We start from the raw sequence: 18,807 nt of genomic DNA, 5'->3' as shown, positions 1-18,807 counted from the left end.
CGCCCCGAATCCGAGAGCTGACAGCGCCGTCCGCCCCCGCCCTCGCGCCACACCCTTGCCTGTCGAATGAGAGGCGACCCACCATGCCGCTGCATGTCCCCCCGGCACCCGCGCCCGCCCTGCGCTCCGTCCTCACCGCCCTCGGCTCCCCGACGGCCGTCCGTGAGGCCCGCACCCCGTCCCTGAGGACCGCCGAGGGTCCGGCGGTCCCCGAACTCCCGCTCCCGCTGCACGTGTTGGAGCGGATCAGCGCCGCGGGCGTGCCCGAGACCCGGCTGGCCGGCTGGCGGTTCCTGATCCGCTGCCAGGAGCGGGCCGTGGCCGCGGCGGAGACCCGTCTCACGGCGGACGGCTGGACGTTCTCGCATTTCTTCGAGGGCCCGTACATCGACTCGACGGAACGGGCGCTGCGTCAGGCGGAGTCCACCGAACTCGACGTCCAGGCCCGCCTGTTGTCCGTCCCCGGCCTGTACATGCTGACACTCTGGCTGCACGGCGACTGGGCGTCGGACGGCACGACCGGGCACCCCGCACCGGCGGACGTCCTGATCCCGCTGGCGCCGGCCCCGCCCGGCATCGCGGCCCACCGCCCGCACCGCGTCGCGGAGTTGCTCCCGGCGCTCACCCACCGGGTCACGCCGGCGCCCCTGTTGAGCTCACCCGCGTGACGTCATCCTGCCGGACTAGCCCGTTGTGACCAGCTCGAACCATCCGAAGTGACCGGGCGGCGGGACTGAACCGCCCGTGCGAGTGACGCGTCATGAACCTGTGAGGAGCGGTACCGCGAAATCCCTGCGGATCCATGCCCGTAGAGCAACACTGGGTTCCTACCGACTTATCACAACGGGGGCGGCCATGAACGACGCTTCGCGCCGCGAGAACGACACGACACACGATCCACACATCGCACCGGTCACTTCATCCGTCACGACAGAGCGAAAGATCCCTTCCATGTGCCAGCACCAGCCACCGTGTCCGCCAGCCGACTCCACAGCCCGGGACTGCGCCCGGCTGATGGCACACCACCCGGAACAAGGCTGGAGCCTGCTGTGCAACGGCGTCCTACTGTTCGAGGACACAGGTGAGCTACTGCCGGACGGCAGCGTGATCGCCCCCCACCGCCCGCCCGGCCCCGGCCGAATCGTGGCAGTGGCCTGAAAGACCCAAAACCAGACCCAAAACCAGGCACCCCCAGGGCCGGAGACACACCACTGTCCCGGCCCTGACGCACGCGCGCCGCTCTACTCAGCCACACACCGAACGCCTTCCGTACGTCCACCCCGGCACGCCCTCTCACCACGCGCCCGACGGCCACCCCACCTCACTCGACCGCACGCCGGACGCTTCCCACCCCCTCCGCACGTCTGCCCCGGCCGACCTCCTCACCCCGCACCCGACGCCCCCACCTCTCTCGTCCGCGCGTCGGACACCCGCCCACCAGCTCCCTACACGTCTGCCCCAGCCAGCCTCCTCACCCCGCACCCGACACCCCGCCCCTCTCAACGGCACGCCGAACACCCTCCCCACCCACCCCTTGCGCGCATCTGCCCCTCGCACTCTCGCCGGACACCCCCGGCCCACGCCTCCCCTGCGCACGCACCTTCCACCAATCCACCCCGCCCCTCCGAACCCCGGCCAGCCCGCCCCCCGCCGCGCGACCCGACGCCCACCCCGCCGCTCTCGGCCACGCGTCGAACACCCCCGGCCCACCACCGGCAGGCACCAGCACTGTCGCCGCCCCCGGAGCTCGCCCTGCCCCTCCTGGTGCGCACCCACCCCGCACCCCCAAACCCGGTCAACCCACCCCCACACGCCCCGCACCTTCCCCAGCCCACACCCCAAAACCCCTCCCCTCCCCACCCTTTTTCCGGAAGACTCCTGGAAGTTTCGGCTCGGGTACCGGAAGCAGAGGCGGGCACATGGCACCACAGAACACCGAGGCACAGGGCGTCGAAGCAAGCAGCGTGAAGGCGCACAGCGTCGAGGCCCACACCCCCGAGACCCCCCTCGCCAAGCCACCCGGCACCACAACACCCCGTATCGGAACCCCCAGCACCACAACACCCGCCACCTCCCCCAACACCTCACCCCCCACCAAAATCACCATCACCGAAATCGCCCGCCGCGCAGGCGTCTCCGTCCCCACAGTCTCCCGCGTAGTCAACGGCCGCTCCGACGTCTCCCCCGCCACCCGCGCCCGCGTAGAGGACCTCCTCCGCCTGCACGGCTACCGCAAACGCCCCCCAACCGCCCCCACCCACACCCCCGCCCTCCTGGACCTCGTCTTCAACGACCTCGGCAGCCCCTGGGCAGTGGAGATCATCCGCGGCGTCGAAGAGGTCGCGCACGCGGCCGGCATAGGCACAGTCGTCTCGGCGATCCACGGCCGCACCGGCGACGCCAGAGAGTGGATGCGCAACCTCAGAGCCCGAGCCTCAGGCGGCGTCATCCTGGTCACATCCGACCTGGAACCCACACTGCACGAGGAGTTGAGGATCCTCGGCGTCCCCCTGGTGGTCGTCGACCCGACAGGCACGTACGCGGACGGCGTCCCGGTGATCGGCGCCGCCAACTGGTCCGGCGGCCTCGCCGCGACGGAACACCTGCTGGCCCTGGGCCACCGCAGGATCGGCCTGATCGCGGGCCCCCCGAGACTCCTGTGCTCCCGCGCCCGCTACGACGGCTACCGCGCGGCGCTGGAGGCGGCGGGCGTCCCGGTGGACGACGCCCTCGTCGTACCCGGCGACTTCCAGTCCGCGTCGGGCTTCCGGGGCGCGGGCACCCTCCTGGACCTCCCGGCCCCGCCGACGGCCCTGTTCGCGGCGAGCGACCGGATGGCGCTCGGCGCGGTGGAGGCGCTGCGCCAACGCGGCCTGCGCGTCCCGCAGGACATGAGCGTCGTCGGCTTCGACGACCTCCCCGAAGTCCGCTGGTCCGCCCCGCCGTTGACGACGGTCCGCCAACCCCTCGCCGACATGGGCAAGTTGGCCGTCCGCACGGTCCTGCGCCTGGCGCACGACGAGCATCCCGACTCCCCGCGCGTCGAGTTGGGCACGGAACTGGTGGTGCGGTCCAGCACCGCACCACCAGCCCGCCCCTGAAACCCGACCTACTTCAGCGCGTTCCGGAGCGCGAAGTAGGCGGGTTTCGGCTTGAGTTGCTCATCCCAGGGGAGAGCGGCGCCTTCACCGGGGAAGACCGCCGGGATCCACGAATACTTGTCCGTGTAATCCCAGATCGTGATGCCAACACACCGGCGCACCGACAGGCACGCGTCGGTCATGTCGGCGTACCACTGGGCCTGTTCGGCGAGCTTCTCCTCGGTCGCGGGCACGAACATCCGCACGTCGACTTCGGTGAGCGCGGTGTCGAGCCCCAGCCGGGAGAAGCGGCGGAGGTTGTCCTCCAGCGTCGTCGGATAGCCGTACTGGAGGGCCAGGTGCGCCTGGAGGCCGATGCCGTCGAGCGGCACGCCCTGCGCCTTCAGCTCCTTGGCGAGCTTGTAGTAGGCGTCGCTCTTGGGGCCGACGGCCTCGATGTTGTAGTCGTTGAGGTACAGCTTCACGCGCGGGTCGGCCTGCCGCGCCCAGCGCAGCGCGTCGGCGATGTAGCCGGGGCCGAGGGTCTTGTAGAAGACGGTCTCGCGGTAGGTGCCGTCCTCGTTGAACGCCTCGTTGACGACGTCCCAGGCGTACAACTTCCCCCGGTAGTGCCGGACTTCGGTCTGGATGTGGTTCTTGAGGACGGCCCGCAGCTCGTCCGCCGTCCACTCCTTGCCGGTCAGCCAGCCGGGGAGCTGGCTGTGCCAGACGAGGGTGTGGCCGCGCACCTTCTGGTGGTTGGCCCGGGCGAGGTTCAGGATCTCGTCGCCCGCGGTGAAGTCGAAGACGCCCTGCTGGGGTTCGGTGGCGTACCACTTCATCCCGTTGCCCGGGGTGATCATGTCGAACTCGTGGCCGAGGATCTTCTTGTAGGGGGCATCGGTGAGTTCGGGGTTGTCGGTGGCGCTGCCGAAGTAACGCCCGTGCCGCTGGGCGAGGTCGGCGAGTGTCGCCTTGTGGTGCTGTTCCCCGGCCTGGGCGGCGGGGCCGCTCGCGACGCCGGCGGCGACGAGGGCGGCGGCGAGCGCCCCGGCGAGTCTGAGACGGGTGCGGACGAGCATGCTGCGACTCCTCAAGGGGGGTGAGCCGTACATGAGTTGGGCCGGTTCAGCCTTTGGAGGCGCCGGCCGTGAGCCCGCCGACGAGCTGCCGCTCGGCGACGGAGTAGAACGCCAGGGCGGGCACCATGGCGAGGACGAGGTAGGCGAAGACCCGGGCGTACTCCGACGAGTACTGCCCCTGGAACTGCTGGACCCCGATCGGGATCGTCCACCAGCTGGGGTCCGTGAAGACGAGCAGCGGCAGCAGGAAGTTGTTCCAGCTCCCCACCACGGCAAGGACGGAGACGGTTCCGAGGGCGGGCCGGGCCATCGGCAGCAGCACCCGCCAGAAGAACCCGAGCGGCCCGCAGCCGTCGAGGGTCGCCGCCTCCTCCAGCTCCGCCGGGATCTCCCGGAAGAACCCGCGCAGGATGACGATGGTCACCGGTATCCCGAACGCGGCCTGCGGCAGGATCACCCCGAGCGGGTTGTCCAGCAGGCCGATCGAGCGCAGCAGCAGGAACAGCGGCAGCGCGACGACCGCGAAGGGGAACATCAGCCCCATCGTGAACAGCGTGAACAGCGCCTCCCGCCCCTTGAACGCGAACCGCGCGAAGGAGAAGGCGGCGAGCGCCGACACCGCGACCACCGCGAGCGCCGTGGCGATGGCGATGAAGGTGCTGGACCCGACCATCTGCCAGAAGGAGCTGGACTCCAGGATGTCGGTGTAGTTGGAGGTCACCCACTTCTCGGGCAGCCCGACGGGGTTGCGGGAGAGTTCGTCGGTGGTCTTGAACCCGGACAGCACCGCGTACAGCAGCGGTACGGCCATCAGCGCGCCGACCGCGACGAGTACGACGTGCACCGGCAGATTGCGCAGGTTCTTCTTCACGAGCCGCCTCCTCGCATGGTCGTGGTGGCTCCCTCCAGGTCGCGGCGCATGACGTAGCGCTGGTAGACGACGGCGAACACGAGGCTGATGACGAACATGGCGACGCTGATCGCGCTGGCGTAGCCGACCTGGTAGCGCTTGAAGCCGTACTGGAACAGCGTCACGGCCATGGTCTCGGAGTGGTGATCGGGTCCGCCGCTGGTGGTGACCCAGACCAGGTCGAAGAGCTGGATCGCGCCGATCACCGACAGGAACACGCTGATCCGCAGGGTCGGCGCGAGCAGCGGCAGGGTGATGTGGCGGAACCGCTCCCAGGGCCCGGCCCCGTCGATGAGCGCGGCCTCGGTCAACTCGGCCGGGATGGACTGGAGTCCGGCGAGGTAGAGCATCATGTGGAAGCCGAAGTACTTCCACATCATGACGAGGAACAGCGTCGCGAGGACGGTCGAGGGGTCGGAGAACCACTTCCCGCCGAGCCCCTCGAGACCGATACGGCTGAGGACCTGGTCCGCGAACCCGGCCTCGGGCGCGAACAGCATGCCGAACAGGATGCCGGTGATCGCCTCGGAGAGGATGTACGGCGCGAAGAACAGCATCCGGTAGACGGCGCGCCCGCGCAGTTTCTGGTTGAGCGCGACGGCGAGGGCGAGCGCGAACGGGAGTTGCAGCACGACCGACAGCCCGACGAGCAGGCCCCCGCGCCACAGGTCGCCGAGGAACACGTCGTCCTTCAGCAGCCGCGTGTAGTTGTCGAACCCGATGGCCTCGGAGGGCCAGCCGAACCCGCCCCAGCGGAAGAAGGACGCGTAGACGGCGAACAGCATCGGCAGCAGTACGAGGACGCCGAACAGCACGAGCGCGGGCACCTGGAAGGCGAAGGCGGTGAACCAGTGCGTGATCCGCCGCCGGGACCGCGCCTTCCCGGCGTCCGGCGGCTCCTGCACCGCCGTCCCCCGCTCGTCCTCGACGAACGTCGAGGTCACTGCTCGTCCTTGGCGGTCTTCGTGATCGCCTCGGTGACCTGCTTCGGTGACTTGGACCCGGCGATGAGCCCGGCGACGCTGTCGTTGACCTGCTGCCCGACGGCGGGCGCGTACGCCTGGTCGAGGTAGAGCTGGAACCCGGTGGCCGCCTTCAACTGACCCTGTACGGCGAGGAGGTTGGGATCCTTGAGCCCGGACTCGGCGCCGGGCACGATCGGCAGCGAGCCCGTCTTGGTGACGAGTTCGAGGTCGGTGGCCTGCGAGGCGAAGAACTTGAGGAAGTCGACGGCCGCCTGCGGGGCACCCTTGCGCAGCGCGTGTCCGCCGCCCCCGCCGAACACCTCGGTGATCGCGCCCTTGCCGCCCTCGACCGCGGGGAAGGGGAAGAACCCGAGGTCGGCGCCGATGCCCTTGCCCGCGTCGGCCTCGACGGTGGGCGCCCACTGGCCCATCAGCTCCATCGCCGCCTTGGCGTTGCCGACGGCCGCGGCCTGCCCGGTCGGGCTGGAGTAGGCGGCCCCGAGGAACCCCTTCTGGAACGGCTGGAGGTCGATCAGCTCCTGGAGATGCTGCCCGGCCTGCACAAACCCGTCGCCGGTGAAGTCCTTGCCGGCGTCGGCCTTCTGGAGCGCGTCGAGCCCGGCCGTACGCATCGCGAGGTACGCCCAGTAGTACATCCCGGTCCAGCTCTCCTTGCCGGCGAGCGCGAGCGGGGTGATCCCGGCGGCCTTCAGCTTCCGTACGGCGTCCAGGAATCCGGACCAGGTGGTGGGCGGGGCGGCGATCCCGGCCCTCTTGAACAGCGCCTTGTTGTACCAGAACCCGATCATGCCGATGTCGAACGGGATGCCGTACACCTTGTCGTCGATCAGGTACGCCGCCTTGGCGACCGGCAGCAGGCTGTCGGACCAGGGCTTGGTGCGCTCGCTGAGGTCCTCGACGAGTCCGGCGTCGACCTGCTGCTTGAGGACGCCACCGCCCCAGGTGTGGAAGATGTCGGGGAGCTTGCCGGAGGCGGTCTGCGCCGTCATCTTGGATTTGTAGGCGTCGTTCTCCAGCTGGACGATCTTGATCTTGACACCAGGGTTCTGGCTCTCGAACTTCTTGGCCAGAGCCGCCCAGACGTCCTTGGCGGGCTGAGTGGTGGAGATGTTCCACCACTCGATCGTGGTTTTACCCCCGGCCGAGTCCCCGTCCGAGTCACCGCCGCAGCCGCTCAACGCCGTCATGCCCAGACCGGCCGCGGCGGAGGCCCCCAAGAAGCCTCGGCGGGAGAGTGCCGGGTCGCCCATCATGCTCTCCTCGATAGATCGAAAGTTTCGGAGCCAATCCAGAAAGCTTCGCTGCTGCCGCACCCTAGAGACAGCCTCCGAGAGGAGGCAACCCCTTGAACACGGTCAATTCGAAGGCCAGTTGAAGAAGGGTCCCTGGCTCGGCACACAGAGACCCCTCAAGGCGGTTCGAAACATTCGACTCAAAGGGCGAACATTACGAAATCGCAGCCCTCGCCGACCATGACACTGGGTGTCCACTCCCCCGTACGGCCCAGTCCACCCCGACGCCCTCACACCCGCCCCGACCAGGCCAGTCTTAACGCAAGCTTGACGCCCTCCACCCCCCGAACCCCAGGCCCCCGTGTCACTCTCTGCTTACGCTGTACCCGCCGTCCGCGTGATGGCCGGAACCGCACCCGAGCCGCACACCTGGAGACCCCGCCGATGGCCACGACCGAACAACCGGCACCCAGCCGCCTACGGGCCTGGATGCTGGAGGGCCTGTCCGACATGGGCAAGGGCCGGCCGGCCGAGGACGAGAGCGAGCAGAAGCCTCAGGCCCACGTCGGCCAGCGCTGGTACCGCGTCATGTGCCTCACCGGCGTCGACTACTTCTCCACCCTCGGCTACCAGCCCGGCATCGCCGCCCTCGCCGCCGGGCTCCTCTCCCCGATCGCGACGATCGTCCTCGTGATCGTCACCCTCGCGGGCGCGCTCCCCGTCTACCGCAGGGTCGCCGAGGAGAGCCCGCACGGCGAGGGCTCGATCGCGATGCTGGAGCGCCTGCTCTCCTTCTGGAAGGGCAAGCTCTTCGTCCTCACCCTGCTGGGCTTCGCCGCGACCGACTTCCTCATCACCATCACGCTCTCCGCCGCCGACGCCTCCACCCACCTGGTGGAGAACCCGCACCTCACGAACGCCCTGCACGGCCGGCAGATGGTGATCACCCTGGTGCTGGTCGCGCTGCTCGGCGCGGTCTTCCTCAAGGGGTTCCTGGAGGCGATCGGCGTCGCGGTCGTCCTGGTCGGCATCTACCTCACGCTGAACGTCGTGGTCGTCGCCGTCGGCCTGTGGCACGTCATCACCGCAGGACATGTGATCACCGACTGGTCCAGCGCGCTGACCACCGAACACGGAAACGTTTTTGCGATGGTCGGCGTCGCCCTGCTCGTCTTCCCCAAGCTCGCCCTCGGCCTCTCCGGCTTCGAGACCGGCGTCGCCGTCATGCCGAACGTCAAGGGCGACCCGGACGACACCGAGGAACGCCCCACCGGCCGCATCCGCGACACCAAGAAGCTCCTCACCACCGCCGCCCTCATCATGAGCGGCTTCCTCATCGCCACCAGCTTCATCACCACCCTCCTCATCCCCGAGAAGGAGTTCAAGACGGGCGGCCAGGCCAACGGCCGCGCGCTCGCCTACCTCGCGCACGACTACCTCGGCAGCGCCTTCGGCACGGTGTACGACGTGTCGACGATCGCGATCCTCTGGTTCGCCGGCGCCTCCGCGATGGCGGGCCTGCTCAACCTGATGCCGCGCTACCTGCCCCGGTACGGCATGGCCCCGCACTGGGCCCGCGCGGTGCGCCCCATGGTCATCGTCTTCACGCTGATCGCCTTCCTGGTGACCTGGATCTTCGACGCCGACGTCGACGCGCAGGGCGGCGCGTACGCCACCGGCGTGCTCGTCCTCATCAGCTCGGCCGCGATCGCCGTGACCATCGCCGCGCACAAGGCCGGCCAGCGCAACTGGACCATCGGCTTCGGCGTCATCTCGGCGGTCTTCCTCTACACGACGGTCGCCAACGTCATCGAACGCCCCGACGGCGTCAAGATCGGCGCCTGCTTCATCGCCGGCATCATCCTGGTCTCCCTCCTGTCCCGCCTGGCCCGCGCCTTCGAGCTGCGCGTCACGAGCGTCTCCCTCGACCCGATGGCGGAACGTTTCGTACGGGACATGTCGAGCCGCAAGATCCGCCTGATCGCCAACGAGCCGGACCGCCGCGACGTCGCCGAGTACCGCGACAAGATCGAGCAGATCCGCGAGGACAACGACATCCCCGGCCAGGAGGACTACGTCTTCGTCGAGGTCACCGTCACCGACCCCTCCGAGTTCGAGGCGAGCCTCACGGTCCGGGGCGAGGTCCTGCACGGCCGCTACCGGGTCCTGACCCTGGAGCACTCCTCGATCCCCAACGCCCTCGCGGCCCTCCTCCTGCACATCCGCGACTCCACCAACTGCACCCCGCACATCTACTTCGAGTGGACCGAGGGCGGCCCCTTCACCAACTTCCTGCGCTTCTTCCTCTTCGGCCAGGGCGAGGTGGCCCCGGTGACCCGCGAGGTCCTCCGCGAGGCGGAACCCGACCGCGCCCGCCGCCCGAGGGTCCACACCGGCTGAGGAGCCGTACGGCGACCTATCGTGACCGCATGCACTCCTACACCATCGGCCAGGCCGCCCGCCTCCTGGGCGTCAGCCCCGACACCGCACGCCGCTGGGCGGACGCGGGCCGCTTCACCACCCACCGCGACGACGCGGGCCGACGTCTCGTGGACGGCACCGACCTGGCCGCGTTCTCGGTCGAGCTGGCCCGCGCCGACGGCGACGAGACCCCCTCGCACACGTCCGTCCGCAACGCCTTCCCCGGCATCGTCACGGCCGTGAAGCTCGGCGACGTAGCGGCCCAGGTCGAGATCCAGGCGGGCCCGCACCGACTGGTCTCGCTGCTCACCCGGGAGGCGGTGGAGGAACTGGGCCTGGAGGTGGGCATGGAGGCGACGGCCCGGGTGAAGTCGACGAACGTCCACATCGACCGGGCCTGATCGTCCTGGACGAACGCACATGCCAGCCAGATCTTGCATAGTCCCAGCTCATGCAATGAGACAAGATACTTACGGCTCGCATATGCGGCAGTATCATCATCACGGCCGTCAGCCGAACCGTCCCCGAGGAGTACCCGTGATGACCCGTCCCGCGCCCCGCCCCCACCGGCTGCTCCAGGTGACCGGCGCGGGGGTCGCCGCGCTGCTGACGCTGAGCGCGTGCTCCTCGGACTCCACGCCGGACGCGGGCGCGACGCCGTCCACCTCCGCCGGGGTGTCCGGCCCGGTCACCGTCTTCGCCGCCGCCTCCCTCAAGGAGACGTTCACCGCGCTCGGCGAACAGTTCGAGAAGGCCCACCCCGGTACGAAGGTCACCTTCAACTTCGCCGGCAGCGACAGCCTCGCCGCGAGCATCACCAACGGCGCCCCCGCCGACGTGTTCGCCGCGGCCAGCGCCAAGACCATGGCCATCGTGACCGGCAAGAAGGACAACGCCACGGCGCCGGTCACCTTCGTCCGCAACCAGCTGGAGATCGCCACCCTGCCGGGCAACCCCGACAAGATCACCGGCCTCAAGGACCTGACCAGGTCCGGCCTCAAGGTCGTCCTGTGCGACAAGACGGTGCCCTGCGGCGCGGCGGCCGACAAGATCCTCACCGCGACGGGGGTCAAGGTGACGCCCGTATCGTACGAGCAGGACGTCAAGTCGGCGCTCACGAAGGTCGAGCTCAAGGAGGCGGACGCGGCGCTCGTCTACAAGACCGACGTGCACGCCGCGGGCACCAAGGTCCAGGGCATCGACTTCCCCGAGTCCTCCCAGGCGGTGAACGACTACCCGATCACCCTCCTCAAGGGCGCCCCCAACGCGGCGGCGGCCAAGGAGTTCATCGCCCTCGTGCGGTCGGCGGAGGGCCGGAAGATACTGACGGAGGCGGGCTTCCTCCAGCCGTGACCCGCCCGAACGTCCCGAGGGAGAACGCACCGTGACGGCGCCGAAGACTCGCCCCGCAAAACTCCAGAGGCCCGTCCCCCTCCCCCTCCTGATCCCGGCCCTCCTCGGGGTCACCTTCCTCCTGCTCCCCCTGCTGGCCCTCCTGATCCGCACCCCCTGGAGCAGCCTCCCTTCCCTCCTCACCACCCCCGAGGTCTGGGAGGCCCTCCGCCTCTCCCTCTTCTGCGCGACGGCGGCAACAGCGGTGAGCCTGGTCCTGGGCGTCCCCTTGGCCTGGCTCCTGGCAAGAACGGACTTCAGAGGCAGAGCGCTCCTAAGAGCCCTGGTAACCCTCCCCCTGGTCCTCCCCCCGGTGGTAGGAGGCGTAGCCCTGTTGATGGCCCTGGGCCGAAACGGCATAGCGGGCCAATGGCTGGACCGCTGGTTCGGCATCACCCTCCCGTTCACCACGACAGGCGTAGTAATAGCCGAGGCGTTCGTAGCGATGCCTTTCCTGGTGATCAGCGTGGAGGGCACCCTACGAGCAGCGGACCCCCGCTACGAGGAAGCAGCAGCAACGTTGGGAGCAACACGCTTCACAGCATTCCGCAGAATAACGCTCCCGTTGATAGCCCCTGGCATAGCAGCAGGAGCGGTCCTGGCCTGGGCAAGAGCTTTGGGAGAATTCGGCGCAACAATAACGTTCGCAGGAAACTTCCCAGGCAAAACCCAAACAATGCCGCTGTCGGTCTACTTGGCCCTACAAAGCACCCCAGAATCAGCAATGGCGCTGAGCCTGGTCCTCCTAACGGTCTCCATAGCAGTCTTGGCGGCCCTAAGGGAAAACTGGCTAACAACAACCTGAACGCAAAACGACAGGAGCATAAGATGACCACCCACCTCACCCCCCAACTAACGGCCCCCATCCCTACCTAAGGGGCGCGGGGCTGTATCTGATATGCGGCTACCGCCGCGTGGGCGCGCCCAGCCACAAACAACCCGCACCCGGCACCCATCAGCACCCACCCCCACAACCTCCGAACCACCCACACACTCCCCGCAGCCGACCACCAAACAGCACCCTGCCTTTCAGAGGGCGCGGGGCTGTATCGATGTGCGGCTCCACCACGTGGGCGCGACCAGCCACGACGCACCCGAAAAGCTACGGCGACCGTCGTTCTTTTAGGCGCGCGGGACTGTATCGATATGCGGCTCCGCCGCGTGGGGCGCGACCAGTCCTCGTAGCGGACGGCGACTGCCGGTCTTTTAGGGGCGCGGGGCTGTATCGATATGCGGCTCCGCCGTGTGAGCGCGAGCAACCACAACGCACCCGCACCCGCCCGACCTCCTGAGCCCCGCAGGCCCATCGACGCAGCTCGCACCCAAAAGCTACGGCCACCGCCGGTTCTTTAGGGGCGCGGGGAACTGCGCGACCAGCCCCACACAACCCGCACCCGGCCCCAAACCGAACCCACCCCCACCACCCCCGATGACGCCCCACCCACCCTCCAGCCGCCAACGACGCCCCACCCCCACAAGAACCACCCGCACCCAAAATTCAAACCCGCACGGGTGGGCGGGCGGGAAACCAAACCCAGGACCCCCATTGACCACTAACCAAGGCCTACACACCCACCTAGTAGTAACCCACCCCCCAACCTTCCACCTGAACATCACCCTAAAAGCCACCCCCGGCGAAGTCCTAGCCCTCCTGGGCCCCAACGGCGCCGGAAAAACCACCGCTCTCAGAGCAATGGCCGGCCTACTCCCCCTGACCTCCGGCCACCTCCATCTGGACGGCCACCCCCTGGAGAACACACCCCCCGAATCCCGCCCAGTAGGCGTCGTCTTCCAGGACTACCTCCTCTTCCCCCACCTGACAGCCTTGGACAACATCGCATTCGGCCCCAGATGCCAGGGCGCCACAAAATCCGAATCCCGAGCCCAAGCAAAAGAGTGGCTGACCCGCATGGGCCTGACGAACCACGCCACCACAAAACCCCGAAACCTCTCAGGCGGCCAGGCCCAACGAGTAGCGCTGGCAAGGGCACTGGCAACAAACCCCCGCCTACTGCTCCTGGACGAACCCCTAGCGGCGCTGGACGCAAGAACCCGCCTGGAGGTAAGAGCCCAACTCCGCCACCACCTAGCAGACTTCGAAGCGGTAGCGGTCATAGTCACCCACGACCCCCTGGACGCAATGGTCCTGGCAGACCGCCTAGTGGTAATAGAACAGGGAACGATAGTCCAGCAGGGCACCCCCGCAGACATAGCCCGCCACCCCCGCACGGACTACATAGCGCAGCTGGTAGGCCTGAACCTGTACAAGGGAACGGCGGAAGGCACAACAGTAACCCTCCAGACAGGCCAACAGATCACCACGTCGGAACACCTGACGGGCCCGGCATTCGTAGCGTTCCCCCCCTCCGCGGTAACCCTCCACCGAACCCGCCCGGAAAACACCAGCGCCCGCAACCTCTGGCACTGCCAGGTCGCGGGCCTGGAATCCCACGGCGACCAGATCCGAGCCGACCTGAAAGGCGACCTCCCCTTGACGGCGGACCTCACCACAGCAGCGGCAGCAGACCTGCACCTCCACCCGGGCACGGACATCTGGGCCTCCTTGAAGGCGACCCAGACACACGCGTACCCGGCGTAAAAGAACCCTTACTGGTAGGACTCAAGCGGAGGGCAGGAACACACCAGATTCCGATCCCCATAAGCCTGATCGATCCGCCGAACAGGAGGCCAGTACTTCTCGGAGACAGCCCCCTCACCGGGGAACACAGCCTCTTCCCGCGTATAGGAGTGAGCCCACTCCCCACTCAACGCGGCAGCGGTATGCGGAGCGTTCCGAAGCGGATTGTCATCCACCCCCCACTCCCCGGCCCCCACCTTCTCGATCTCCCCCCGAATAGCGATCATCGCCGCACAGAACCGATCCAGCTCGGCGAGATCCTCGGACTCGGTGGGCTCGATCATCAACGTCCCCGCAACGGGGAACGACATGGTCGGCGCATGGAACCCGTAGTCGATGAGCCGCTTGGCGACATCATCGACGCTCACCCCGGTCGCCTTGGTCAGAGGCCGCAGATCGATGATGCACTCGTGGGCGACAAGCCCCCCGGGCCCGGTGTAGAGCACGGGATAGTGAGGCTCAAGCCGCTTGGCGATGTAATTCGCGGACAACACGGCGACTTGGGTGGCCCGCTTCAGCCCTTCCCCGCCCATGAGCCGCACATAGGCCCAGGAAATGGGAAGAATCCCGGCAGACCCCCAGGGCGCGGCGGAAACAGGCCCCACCCCGGTAGCGGGCCCGGCCTCACTCTGCAAGGGATGGTTGGGCAGATAAGGCGCAAGATGAGCCCGCACAGCCACAGGCCCGACCCCAGGCCCACCCCCACCGTGAGGAATACAGAACGTCTTGTGCAGATTCAGATGGGAAACGTCCCCACCGAAATGCCCCGGCTTGGCCACCCCGACGAGCGCATTCAGATTGGCCCCGTCGACATAAACCTGCCCACCGGCCTCATGGACGAGCCCGCAGATCTCCCCGACATGCTCCTCGAACACCCCGTGGGTGGACGGATAGGTGATCATCAGCACCGCGAGCTCGTCCCGGTACTGCCCGATCTTCCCGCGCAGATCCTCGACGTCGACCTCCCCGTCCTCGGAGGTCTTGACGACGACGACCTTCATCCCGGCCATCACCGCACTGGCCGCGTTGGTCCCATGGGCGGACGACGGAATGAGACACACGGTCCGCTGAAGATCCCCGTTGGCCCGGTGATAGGCCCGTACGGCGAGCAGCCCCGCCAGCTCCCCCTGCGACCCGGCGTTGGGCTGGAGGGACACCTTGTCGTACCCGGTGACCTCGGCGAGCTGATCCTCCAGCTCACGGATGAGCGTGAGGTATCCCCCGGCCTGCTCGACCGGCGCGAAGGGATGCAGCTGCCCGAACTCGGGCCAGGTGACCGGCTCCATCTCGGTCGTCGCGTTGAGCTTCATCGTGCAGGACCCGAGCGGAATCATCCCCCGGTCGAGCGCGTAGTCCCGATCGGCGAGCCGCCGCAGGTACCGCAGCATGGCGGTCTCGGACCGGTGCTGATGGAACACGGGATGAGAGAGAACCTCGTCCCGCCGCAACACCTCGTCGCCCAGCCCCTCCCGGGCCGAAGCGTCGAACGAGTCCACATCCCCGGAAACCCCGAACGCCTGCCACACGATGTCGAGTTGCGCCCGGGTGGTGGTCTCGTCACAGGCGATGGACACATGGTCCCCGTCGACGAGCCGCAGGTTCACCCCGCCGTCCCGAGCGGCGTCGACGACCTGAGCCGCGCCGCCGGGCACCCGCGCCAGCACCGTGTCGAAATAGGCCTGGTGGACGACGTCGACGCCCCCGATCCGCAGCCCCTCGGCGAGGACGGTGGCGTACCGATGCGTCTTCCAGGCGATCTGGCGCAGCCCGTCGGGCCCGTGGTACACGGCGTACATCCCGGCCATGACCGCGAGCAGCACCTGTGCCGTACAGATGTTGCTGGTCGCCTTCTCCCGCCGGATGTGCTGCTCGCGCGTCTGGAGCGCCAGCCGGTACGCCCGGTTGCCGTCCGCGTCGACGGACACCCCGACGAGCCGCCCGGGCAGGCTCCGCGCGAACTTCTCGTGCACAGCCATGTATCCGGCGTGCGGCCCCCCGAACCCCATCGGCACCCCGAACCGCTGCGTGGTCCCGACGGCGATGTCCGCCCCCAGCTCCCCGGGCGAGGTCAGCAGGGTCAGCGCCAGCAGATCGGCGGCGACGGTGACGAGCGCCCCCACCGCGTGCGCCTGCTCGACGAGCGGCTTGATGTCCCGTACGACGCCGGAGGCGCCGGGGTACTGGATCAGCACCCCGTTGATCTCCCGCCCGGCGACCTCGGCCGGGATCCCGTCGCTGAGGTCGGCGACGACGACCTCGACGCCGGTCGGCTCGGCCCTCGTCCGGATCACGGCGACGGTCTGCGGGAACGCGTCCGCGTCGACGAGGAAGAGGCCCTTCTTGTTCTTCCCCATCCGCAGCGACAGCGCCATCGCCTCGGCGGCGGCCGTCCCCTCGTCCAGCAGCGAGGCCCCGGACGTCGGCAGCCCGGTCAGATCGGCCACCATCGTCTGGAAGTTGAGGAGCGCTTCGAGGCGCCCTTGAGAGATCTCCGGCTGGTACGGCGTGTACGCGGTGTACCAGGCGGGGTTCTCCATCACGTTCCGCAGGATGACGGGCGGCGTGAACGTCCCGTAGTACCCGAGCCCGATCATCGACCCGAGCACCTGGTTGCGGCCGGCCAGCTCGCGCAGCTCGGCGAGCACCTGGGCCTCGCTCCGCGCGCCCGGCAGGTCCAGCGCGGCGACGTTCTTGATGGCGTCCGGTACGGCGGCGGCGGTCAGCTCGTCCAGCGAGCCGTACCCGACCTGCGCGAGCATCTTGGCCTGGGCCTCGCGGTCGGGCCCGATATGGCGCTGTTCGAAGGGAACGCCCTGCTCCAGGACGCTGAGCGGGGTACGGGGAGGGGTCATGAGGGGGCCTCCTGGCCGAGACGACCTTCGGTGGCACCACGGCTGTGGGGTGCCCGAACGGCCTCCCCCTCTGTCATCTCGACCTGAGAGCTTCACCGGCCGCCCGAGAGCGCCCGGCTTTCACCGTCGGTGAGAGCGGACGCCGTCGACACCCGCCCTGCTTTCCAGAGTGACCTCGCCCGTGCGGTACGTGAGCCTGAGAGATTCCGGGGAGGAGTTGCTCCTTCGGCGCCTCCGCACGATCCGGAGGACTCTCCCGCACAGGGTCGACAGCCACTTTCACCTTACCAGCGAGGTCAACGCCCCAGCCTTCGAGTGGCCACCGGGCCCGAAGTGCTCTTTCGTAGTCCTTACGACGACACGACGACTTTCCGGTGACGACGACCGACGACGGCTTCGGCCGCCCCGCGACCAGCCGCCCCGCGACCAGTGGAGGGCCCGTGCAGACCGACATCGATCCGCGCAACCTGATCGGCCGCAAGGCGTACGACCGGCACGGCGCGAAGATCGGCACGATCGACGAGGTCTACCTCGACGACGCGACCGGCATCCCGGAGTGGGCCGCCATAAGGACGGGCCTGTTCACCCGCGACGCCTTCGTCCCCCTGGAGACCAGCGAACTCGTCGAGGGCACCCTCCACGTTCCCTACGACCGCGCCCTCATCAAGGACGCCCCCGACTTCGGCGTGGGCCGCCACCTCTCCCCCGCCCAGGAACTCCAGCTCTACCACCACTACGGCATGGACACCGTCGCCCCCACCCCACCGGAGGACCGCGACTTCGGCACCATCGCCGGCGACGACCCACCCGCCTAGACCCCCTGCGTACAGGCACCCCCCGCCACCAACGGCAACGCCTCCGCCTGCTCCAACTCAGGATCGTCGACCCGGAACGTCCGCACCCGCCCCGGCACCACGTCCCCCGGCGTCTCGAACCTCACGGTCACCCGCCCCACCCCGCTCCCCTGCACCCACCCCGGCCCGAACCCGGCATGCCGCACATCCTGCCCCGGCCGCCACCGATGCTCGACGGGCACCGCCTCCACAACCGTCTCCCCCGGCACCTGAGGCACCTCCTCCTCGACCCGTACCTCCTCCGCGGCCTGCGCGAACAGGTCCTCCTGCGTGAAGTCGGCGAGCCCCGACACCCCGACCCCGAGCAGCCGCACCCCGCCGGTCGTGTCCACGGACTCCAGCAGCCGCGCCGCGGCCTCCCGCACGACCGCCGGATCGTCGGTGGGCCCGCGCAGCGTCTCGGACCGGGTCAGCGTCGAGAAGTCGTACCGCCGCACCTTCAGCACGATCGTCCGCCCCGACAGCCGGGCCTCCCGCAGCCGGTGCACGCACCGGTCCGCGAGCCGCCGCACCTCGAACCCGACCCGCAGCCGGTCGTGGATGTCCACGTCGTACGTGTCCTCCACGGACACCGACTTGGTCTCCCGCTCGGCGACCACGGGCCGGTCGTCGCGCGCGAGCGCCATCGCGTACAGCCCCTGGCCGTGCGCCTTGCCGAGCAGCCGGACGAGTTCGTCCTCGCCCGCCCCGGCGATCTCGTCGACCGTGGTGATCCCGGCCCGGCGCAGATGGTCGCCGGTGGCCGGGCCGACCCCGGGCAGCGTCCGCACCGGCATCGGCCCGAGCAGCGCCCGTTCCGTACCCGGCTCGATCAGCAGCAGGCCGTCCGGCTTGGCCCGCTCGGAGGCGATCTTCGCGAGCATCTTGGACGCGGCGAGCCCCACCGACCCCGTCAGGCCCGTGACGGCCCGTATGTCCGCCCGCAGCCTGCTCCCCGTCTCCCGCGCCGACGCGCTGTCCCGGGCCGCCCCCTCGGCCTCCAGGTCCACGAACGCCTCGTCCAGGCTGAGCGGCTCCACCAGCGGCGACAGCTCCCGCAGCAGCCCCATCACCTGCTCGCTGACCGCCCGGTAGACCCCGAACCGCGGAAAGAGATACGCCGCGTTGGGCGCGAGCCTGCGCGCCTGCGCCATCGGCATCGCCGAGTGCACCCCGAACACCCGGGCCTCGTACGACGCGGTCGCCACCACCCCGCGCGGCCCGAGCCCGCCGACGACGACCGCCTTCCCGCGCAGGCTCGGCTTGGCCGCCTGCTCCACCGAGGCGTAGAAGGCGTCCATGTCGAGGTGCAGGACCGTCGGCGCGTTTCTCACATCTCCGATGCTGCACCACGCCACTGACAACGGGACCGAACACGCGC

The 18,807-nt window shown here is 69.0% G+C and carries 15 protein-coding genes and 2 riboswitches; of the genes, 9 read left to right on the top strand and 6 right to left on the bottom strand.

Going from position 1 to position 18,807, the window contains the following annotated elements; genetic code table 11:
• Positions 1-83: 83 nt before the first annotated feature.
• From J8M50_RS17425 to J8M50_RS17415, 3 genes are all read left to right on the top strand, one after another.
• Positions 84-668, top strand: a complete 585-nt coding sequence (locus J8M50_RS17425; RefSeq protein WP_010350787.1) for a hypothetical protein — start codon at positions 84-86, stop codon at positions 666-668.
• Positions 669-951: 283 nt separating this feature from the next.
• Positions 952-1,158, top strand: coding sequence for a DUF5999 family protein (locus tag J8M50_RS17420; RefSeq protein ID WP_050370934.1), 207 nt, complete (start codon positions 952-954; stop codon positions 1,156-1,158).
• Between the two features lie 761 nt (positions 1,159-1,919).
• Positions 1,920-3,101 carry a LacI family DNA-binding transcriptional regulator gene (locus tag J8M50_RS17415; protein WP_010350786.1) on the top strand — a complete coding sequence of 394 codons (1,182 nt, stop codon included), beginning with the start codon at positions 1,920-1,922 and terminating at the stop codon, positions 3,099-3,101.
• A gap of 8 nt (positions 3,102-3,109) precedes the next feature.
• Here J8M50_RS17415 and J8M50_RS17410 read toward each other — a convergent pair whose 3' ends face one another.
• Genes J8M50_RS17410 through J8M50_RS17395 form a run of 4 tightly spaced genes read right to left on the bottom strand, consistent with a single transcriptional unit; the run spans position 3,110 to position 7,308 of the window.
• A complete protein-coding gene (locus tag J8M50_RS17410) occupies positions 3,110-4,162 on the bottom strand; it encodes an endo-1,4-beta-xylanase (RefSeq protein WP_010350785.1) in 1,053 nt (350 codons plus the stop codon).
• Positions 4,163-4,208: 46 nt separating this feature from the next.
• Entirely contained in the window at positions 4,209-4,973 is a 765-nt protein-coding gene (locus tag J8M50_RS17405; RefSeq protein ID WP_078480443.1) for a carbohydrate ABC transporter permease, read from the bottom strand.
• Positions 4,974-5,029: 56 nt separating this feature from the next.
• The gene (locus J8M50_RS17400; RefSeq protein WP_010350783.1) at positions 5,030-6,016 is read right to left on the bottom strand and encodes a carbohydrate ABC transporter permease; all 987 of its coding nucleotides are present in this window, start codon (positions 6,014-6,016) and stop codon (positions 5,030-5,032) included.
• The gene (locus tag J8M50_RS17395) at positions 6,013-7,308 is read right to left on the bottom strand and encodes an extracellular solute-binding protein (RefSeq protein WP_010350782.1); all 1,296 of its coding nucleotides are present in this window, start codon (positions 7,306-7,308) and stop codon (positions 6,013-6,015) included. Before J8M50_RS17395 ends, J8M50_RS17400 begins: the two co-directional genes overlap by 4 nt.
• A 426-nt stretch (positions 7,309-7,734) precedes the next feature.
• Here J8M50_RS17395 and J8M50_RS17390 point away from each other — a divergent pair, with 426 nt between their 5' ends.
• The 5 genes from J8M50_RS17390 (at position 7,735) to J8M50_RS17370 (ending at position 13,702) form a co-directional block, all read left to right on the top strand.
• On the top strand, positions 7,735-9,690 hold the full coding sequence (locus J8M50_RS17390; RefSeq protein ID WP_010350781.1) for an APC family permease: 1,956 nt from the start codon (positions 7,735-7,737) through the stop codon (positions 9,688-9,690).
• 29 nt (positions 9,691-9,719) lie between these two features.
• Complete coding sequence (locus J8M50_RS17385) at positions 9,720-10,112, top strand: TOBE domain-containing protein (RefSeq protein ID WP_010350780.1); 393 nt, start codon at positions 9,720-9,722, stop codon at positions 10,110-10,112.
• Between the two features lie 139 nt (positions 10,113-10,251).
• Positions 10,252-11,064: a molybdate ABC transporter substrate-binding protein gene (modA, locus tag J8M50_RS17380; protein ID WP_010350779.1), complete on the top strand. Its 813-nt coding sequence runs from the start codon at positions 10,252-10,254 to the stop codon at positions 11,062-11,064.
• Positions 11,065-11,095: 31 nt separating this feature from the next.
• Positions 11,096-11,908, top strand: coding sequence for a molybdate ABC transporter permease subunit (gene modB, locus J8M50_RS17375; RefSeq protein ID WP_010350778.1), 813 nt, complete (start codon positions 11,096-11,098; stop codon positions 11,906-11,908).
• Positions 11,909-12,532: 624 nt separating this feature from the next.
• Positions 12,533-13,702, top strand: coding sequence for an ABC transporter ATP-binding protein (locus tag J8M50_RS17370; RefSeq protein ID WP_078480435.1), 1,170 nt, complete (start codon positions 12,533-12,535; stop codon positions 13,700-13,702).
• Between the two features lie 8 nt (positions 13,703-13,710).
• On the opposite strand, the gene gcvP is transcribed toward J8M50_RS17370, so the two are convergent.
• Positions 13,711-16,593 carry an aminomethyl-transferring glycine dehydrogenase gene (gcvP, locus tag J8M50_RS17365; protein ID WP_010350776.1) on the bottom strand — a complete coding sequence of 961 codons (2,883 nt, stop codon included), beginning with the start codon at positions 16,591-16,593 and terminating at the stop codon, positions 13,711-13,713.
• A gap of 60 nt (positions 16,594-16,653) precedes the next feature.
• Positions 16,654-16,767, bottom strand: a riboswitch (glycine riboswitch).
• Positions 16,768-16,862, bottom strand: a riboswitch (glycine riboswitch). It abuts the riboswitch before it with no gap.
• A 171-nt stretch (positions 16,863-17,033) separates the two neighbouring features.
• Between gcvP and J8M50_RS17360 the strand changes: the two genes are divergently transcribed.
• Complete coding sequence (locus J8M50_RS17360; protein ID WP_029183424.1) at positions 17,034-17,408, top strand: PRC-barrel domain-containing protein; 375 nt, start codon at positions 17,034-17,036, stop codon at positions 17,406-17,408.
• Here the strand turns inward: J8M50_RS17360 and J8M50_RS17355 are convergent.
• Complete coding sequence (locus J8M50_RS17355; protein ID WP_010350774.1) at positions 17,405-18,760, bottom strand: DNA polymerase IV; 1,356 nt, start codon at positions 18,758-18,760, stop codon at positions 17,405-17,407. The genes J8M50_RS17360 and J8M50_RS17355 overlap by 4 nt on opposite strands.
• Positions 18,761-18,807 lie beyond the last annotated feature (47 nt).

This window comes from Streptomyces acidiscabies (assembly GCF_020010905.1).
Classification (GTDB): Bacteria; Actinomycetota; Actinomycetes; order Streptomycetales; family Streptomycetaceae; genus Streptomyces; species Streptomyces acidiscabies.
Note: the sequence above shows the minus strand (reverse complement) of the source record. Positions and strands in the feature narration are given on the sequence as shown.

What these genes read in the sequence shown, in the direction of transcription:
- J8M50_RS17425 (WP_010350787.1), top strand. Translation starts at nt 84, where the DNA reads ATGCCGCTGCATGTCCCCCCGGCACCCGCGCCCGCCCTGCGCTCCGTC.
- J8M50_RS17420 (WP_050370934.1), top strand. Translation starts at nt 952, where the DNA reads ATGTGCCAGCACCAGCCACCGTGTCCGCCAGCCGACTCCACAGCCCGG.
- J8M50_RS17415 (WP_010350786.1), top strand. Translation starts at nt 1,920, where the DNA reads ATGGCACCACAGAACACCGAGGCACAGGGCGTCGAAGCAAGCAGCGTG.
- J8M50_RS17410 (WP_010350785.1), bottom strand. Translation starts at nt 4,162, where the DNA reads ATGCTCGTCCGCACCCGTCTCAGACTCGCCGGGGCGCTCGCCGCCGCC.
- J8M50_RS17405 (WP_078480443.1), bottom strand. Translation starts at nt 4,973, where the DNA reads ATGGCCGTACCGCTGCTGTACGCGGTGCTGTCCGGGTTCAAGACCACC.
- J8M50_RS17395 (WP_010350782.1), bottom strand. Translation starts at nt 7,308, where the DNA reads ATGGGCGACCCGGCACTCTCCCGCCGAGGCTTCTTGGGGGCCTCCGCC.
- J8M50_RS17390 (WP_010350781.1), top strand. Translation starts at nt 7,735, where the DNA reads ATGGCCACGACCGAACAACCGGCACCCAGCCGCCTACGGGCCTGGATG.
- J8M50_RS17385 (WP_010350780.1), top strand. Translation starts at nt 9,720, where the DNA reads ATGCACTCCTACACCATCGGCCAGGCCGCCCGCCTCCTGGGCGTCAGC.
- modA (WP_010350779.1), top strand. Translation starts at nt 10,252, where the DNA reads ATGACCCGTCCCGCGCCCCGCCCCCACCGGCTGCTCCAGGTGACCGGC.
- J8M50_RS17370 (WP_078480435.1), top strand. Translation starts at nt 12,533, where the DNA reads ATGACGCCCCACCCACCCTCCAGCCGCCAACGACGCCCCACCCCCACA.
- gcvP (WP_010350776.1), bottom strand. Translation starts at nt 16,593, where the DNA reads ATGACCCCTCCCCGTACCCCGCTCAGCGTCCTGGAGCAGGGCGTTCCC.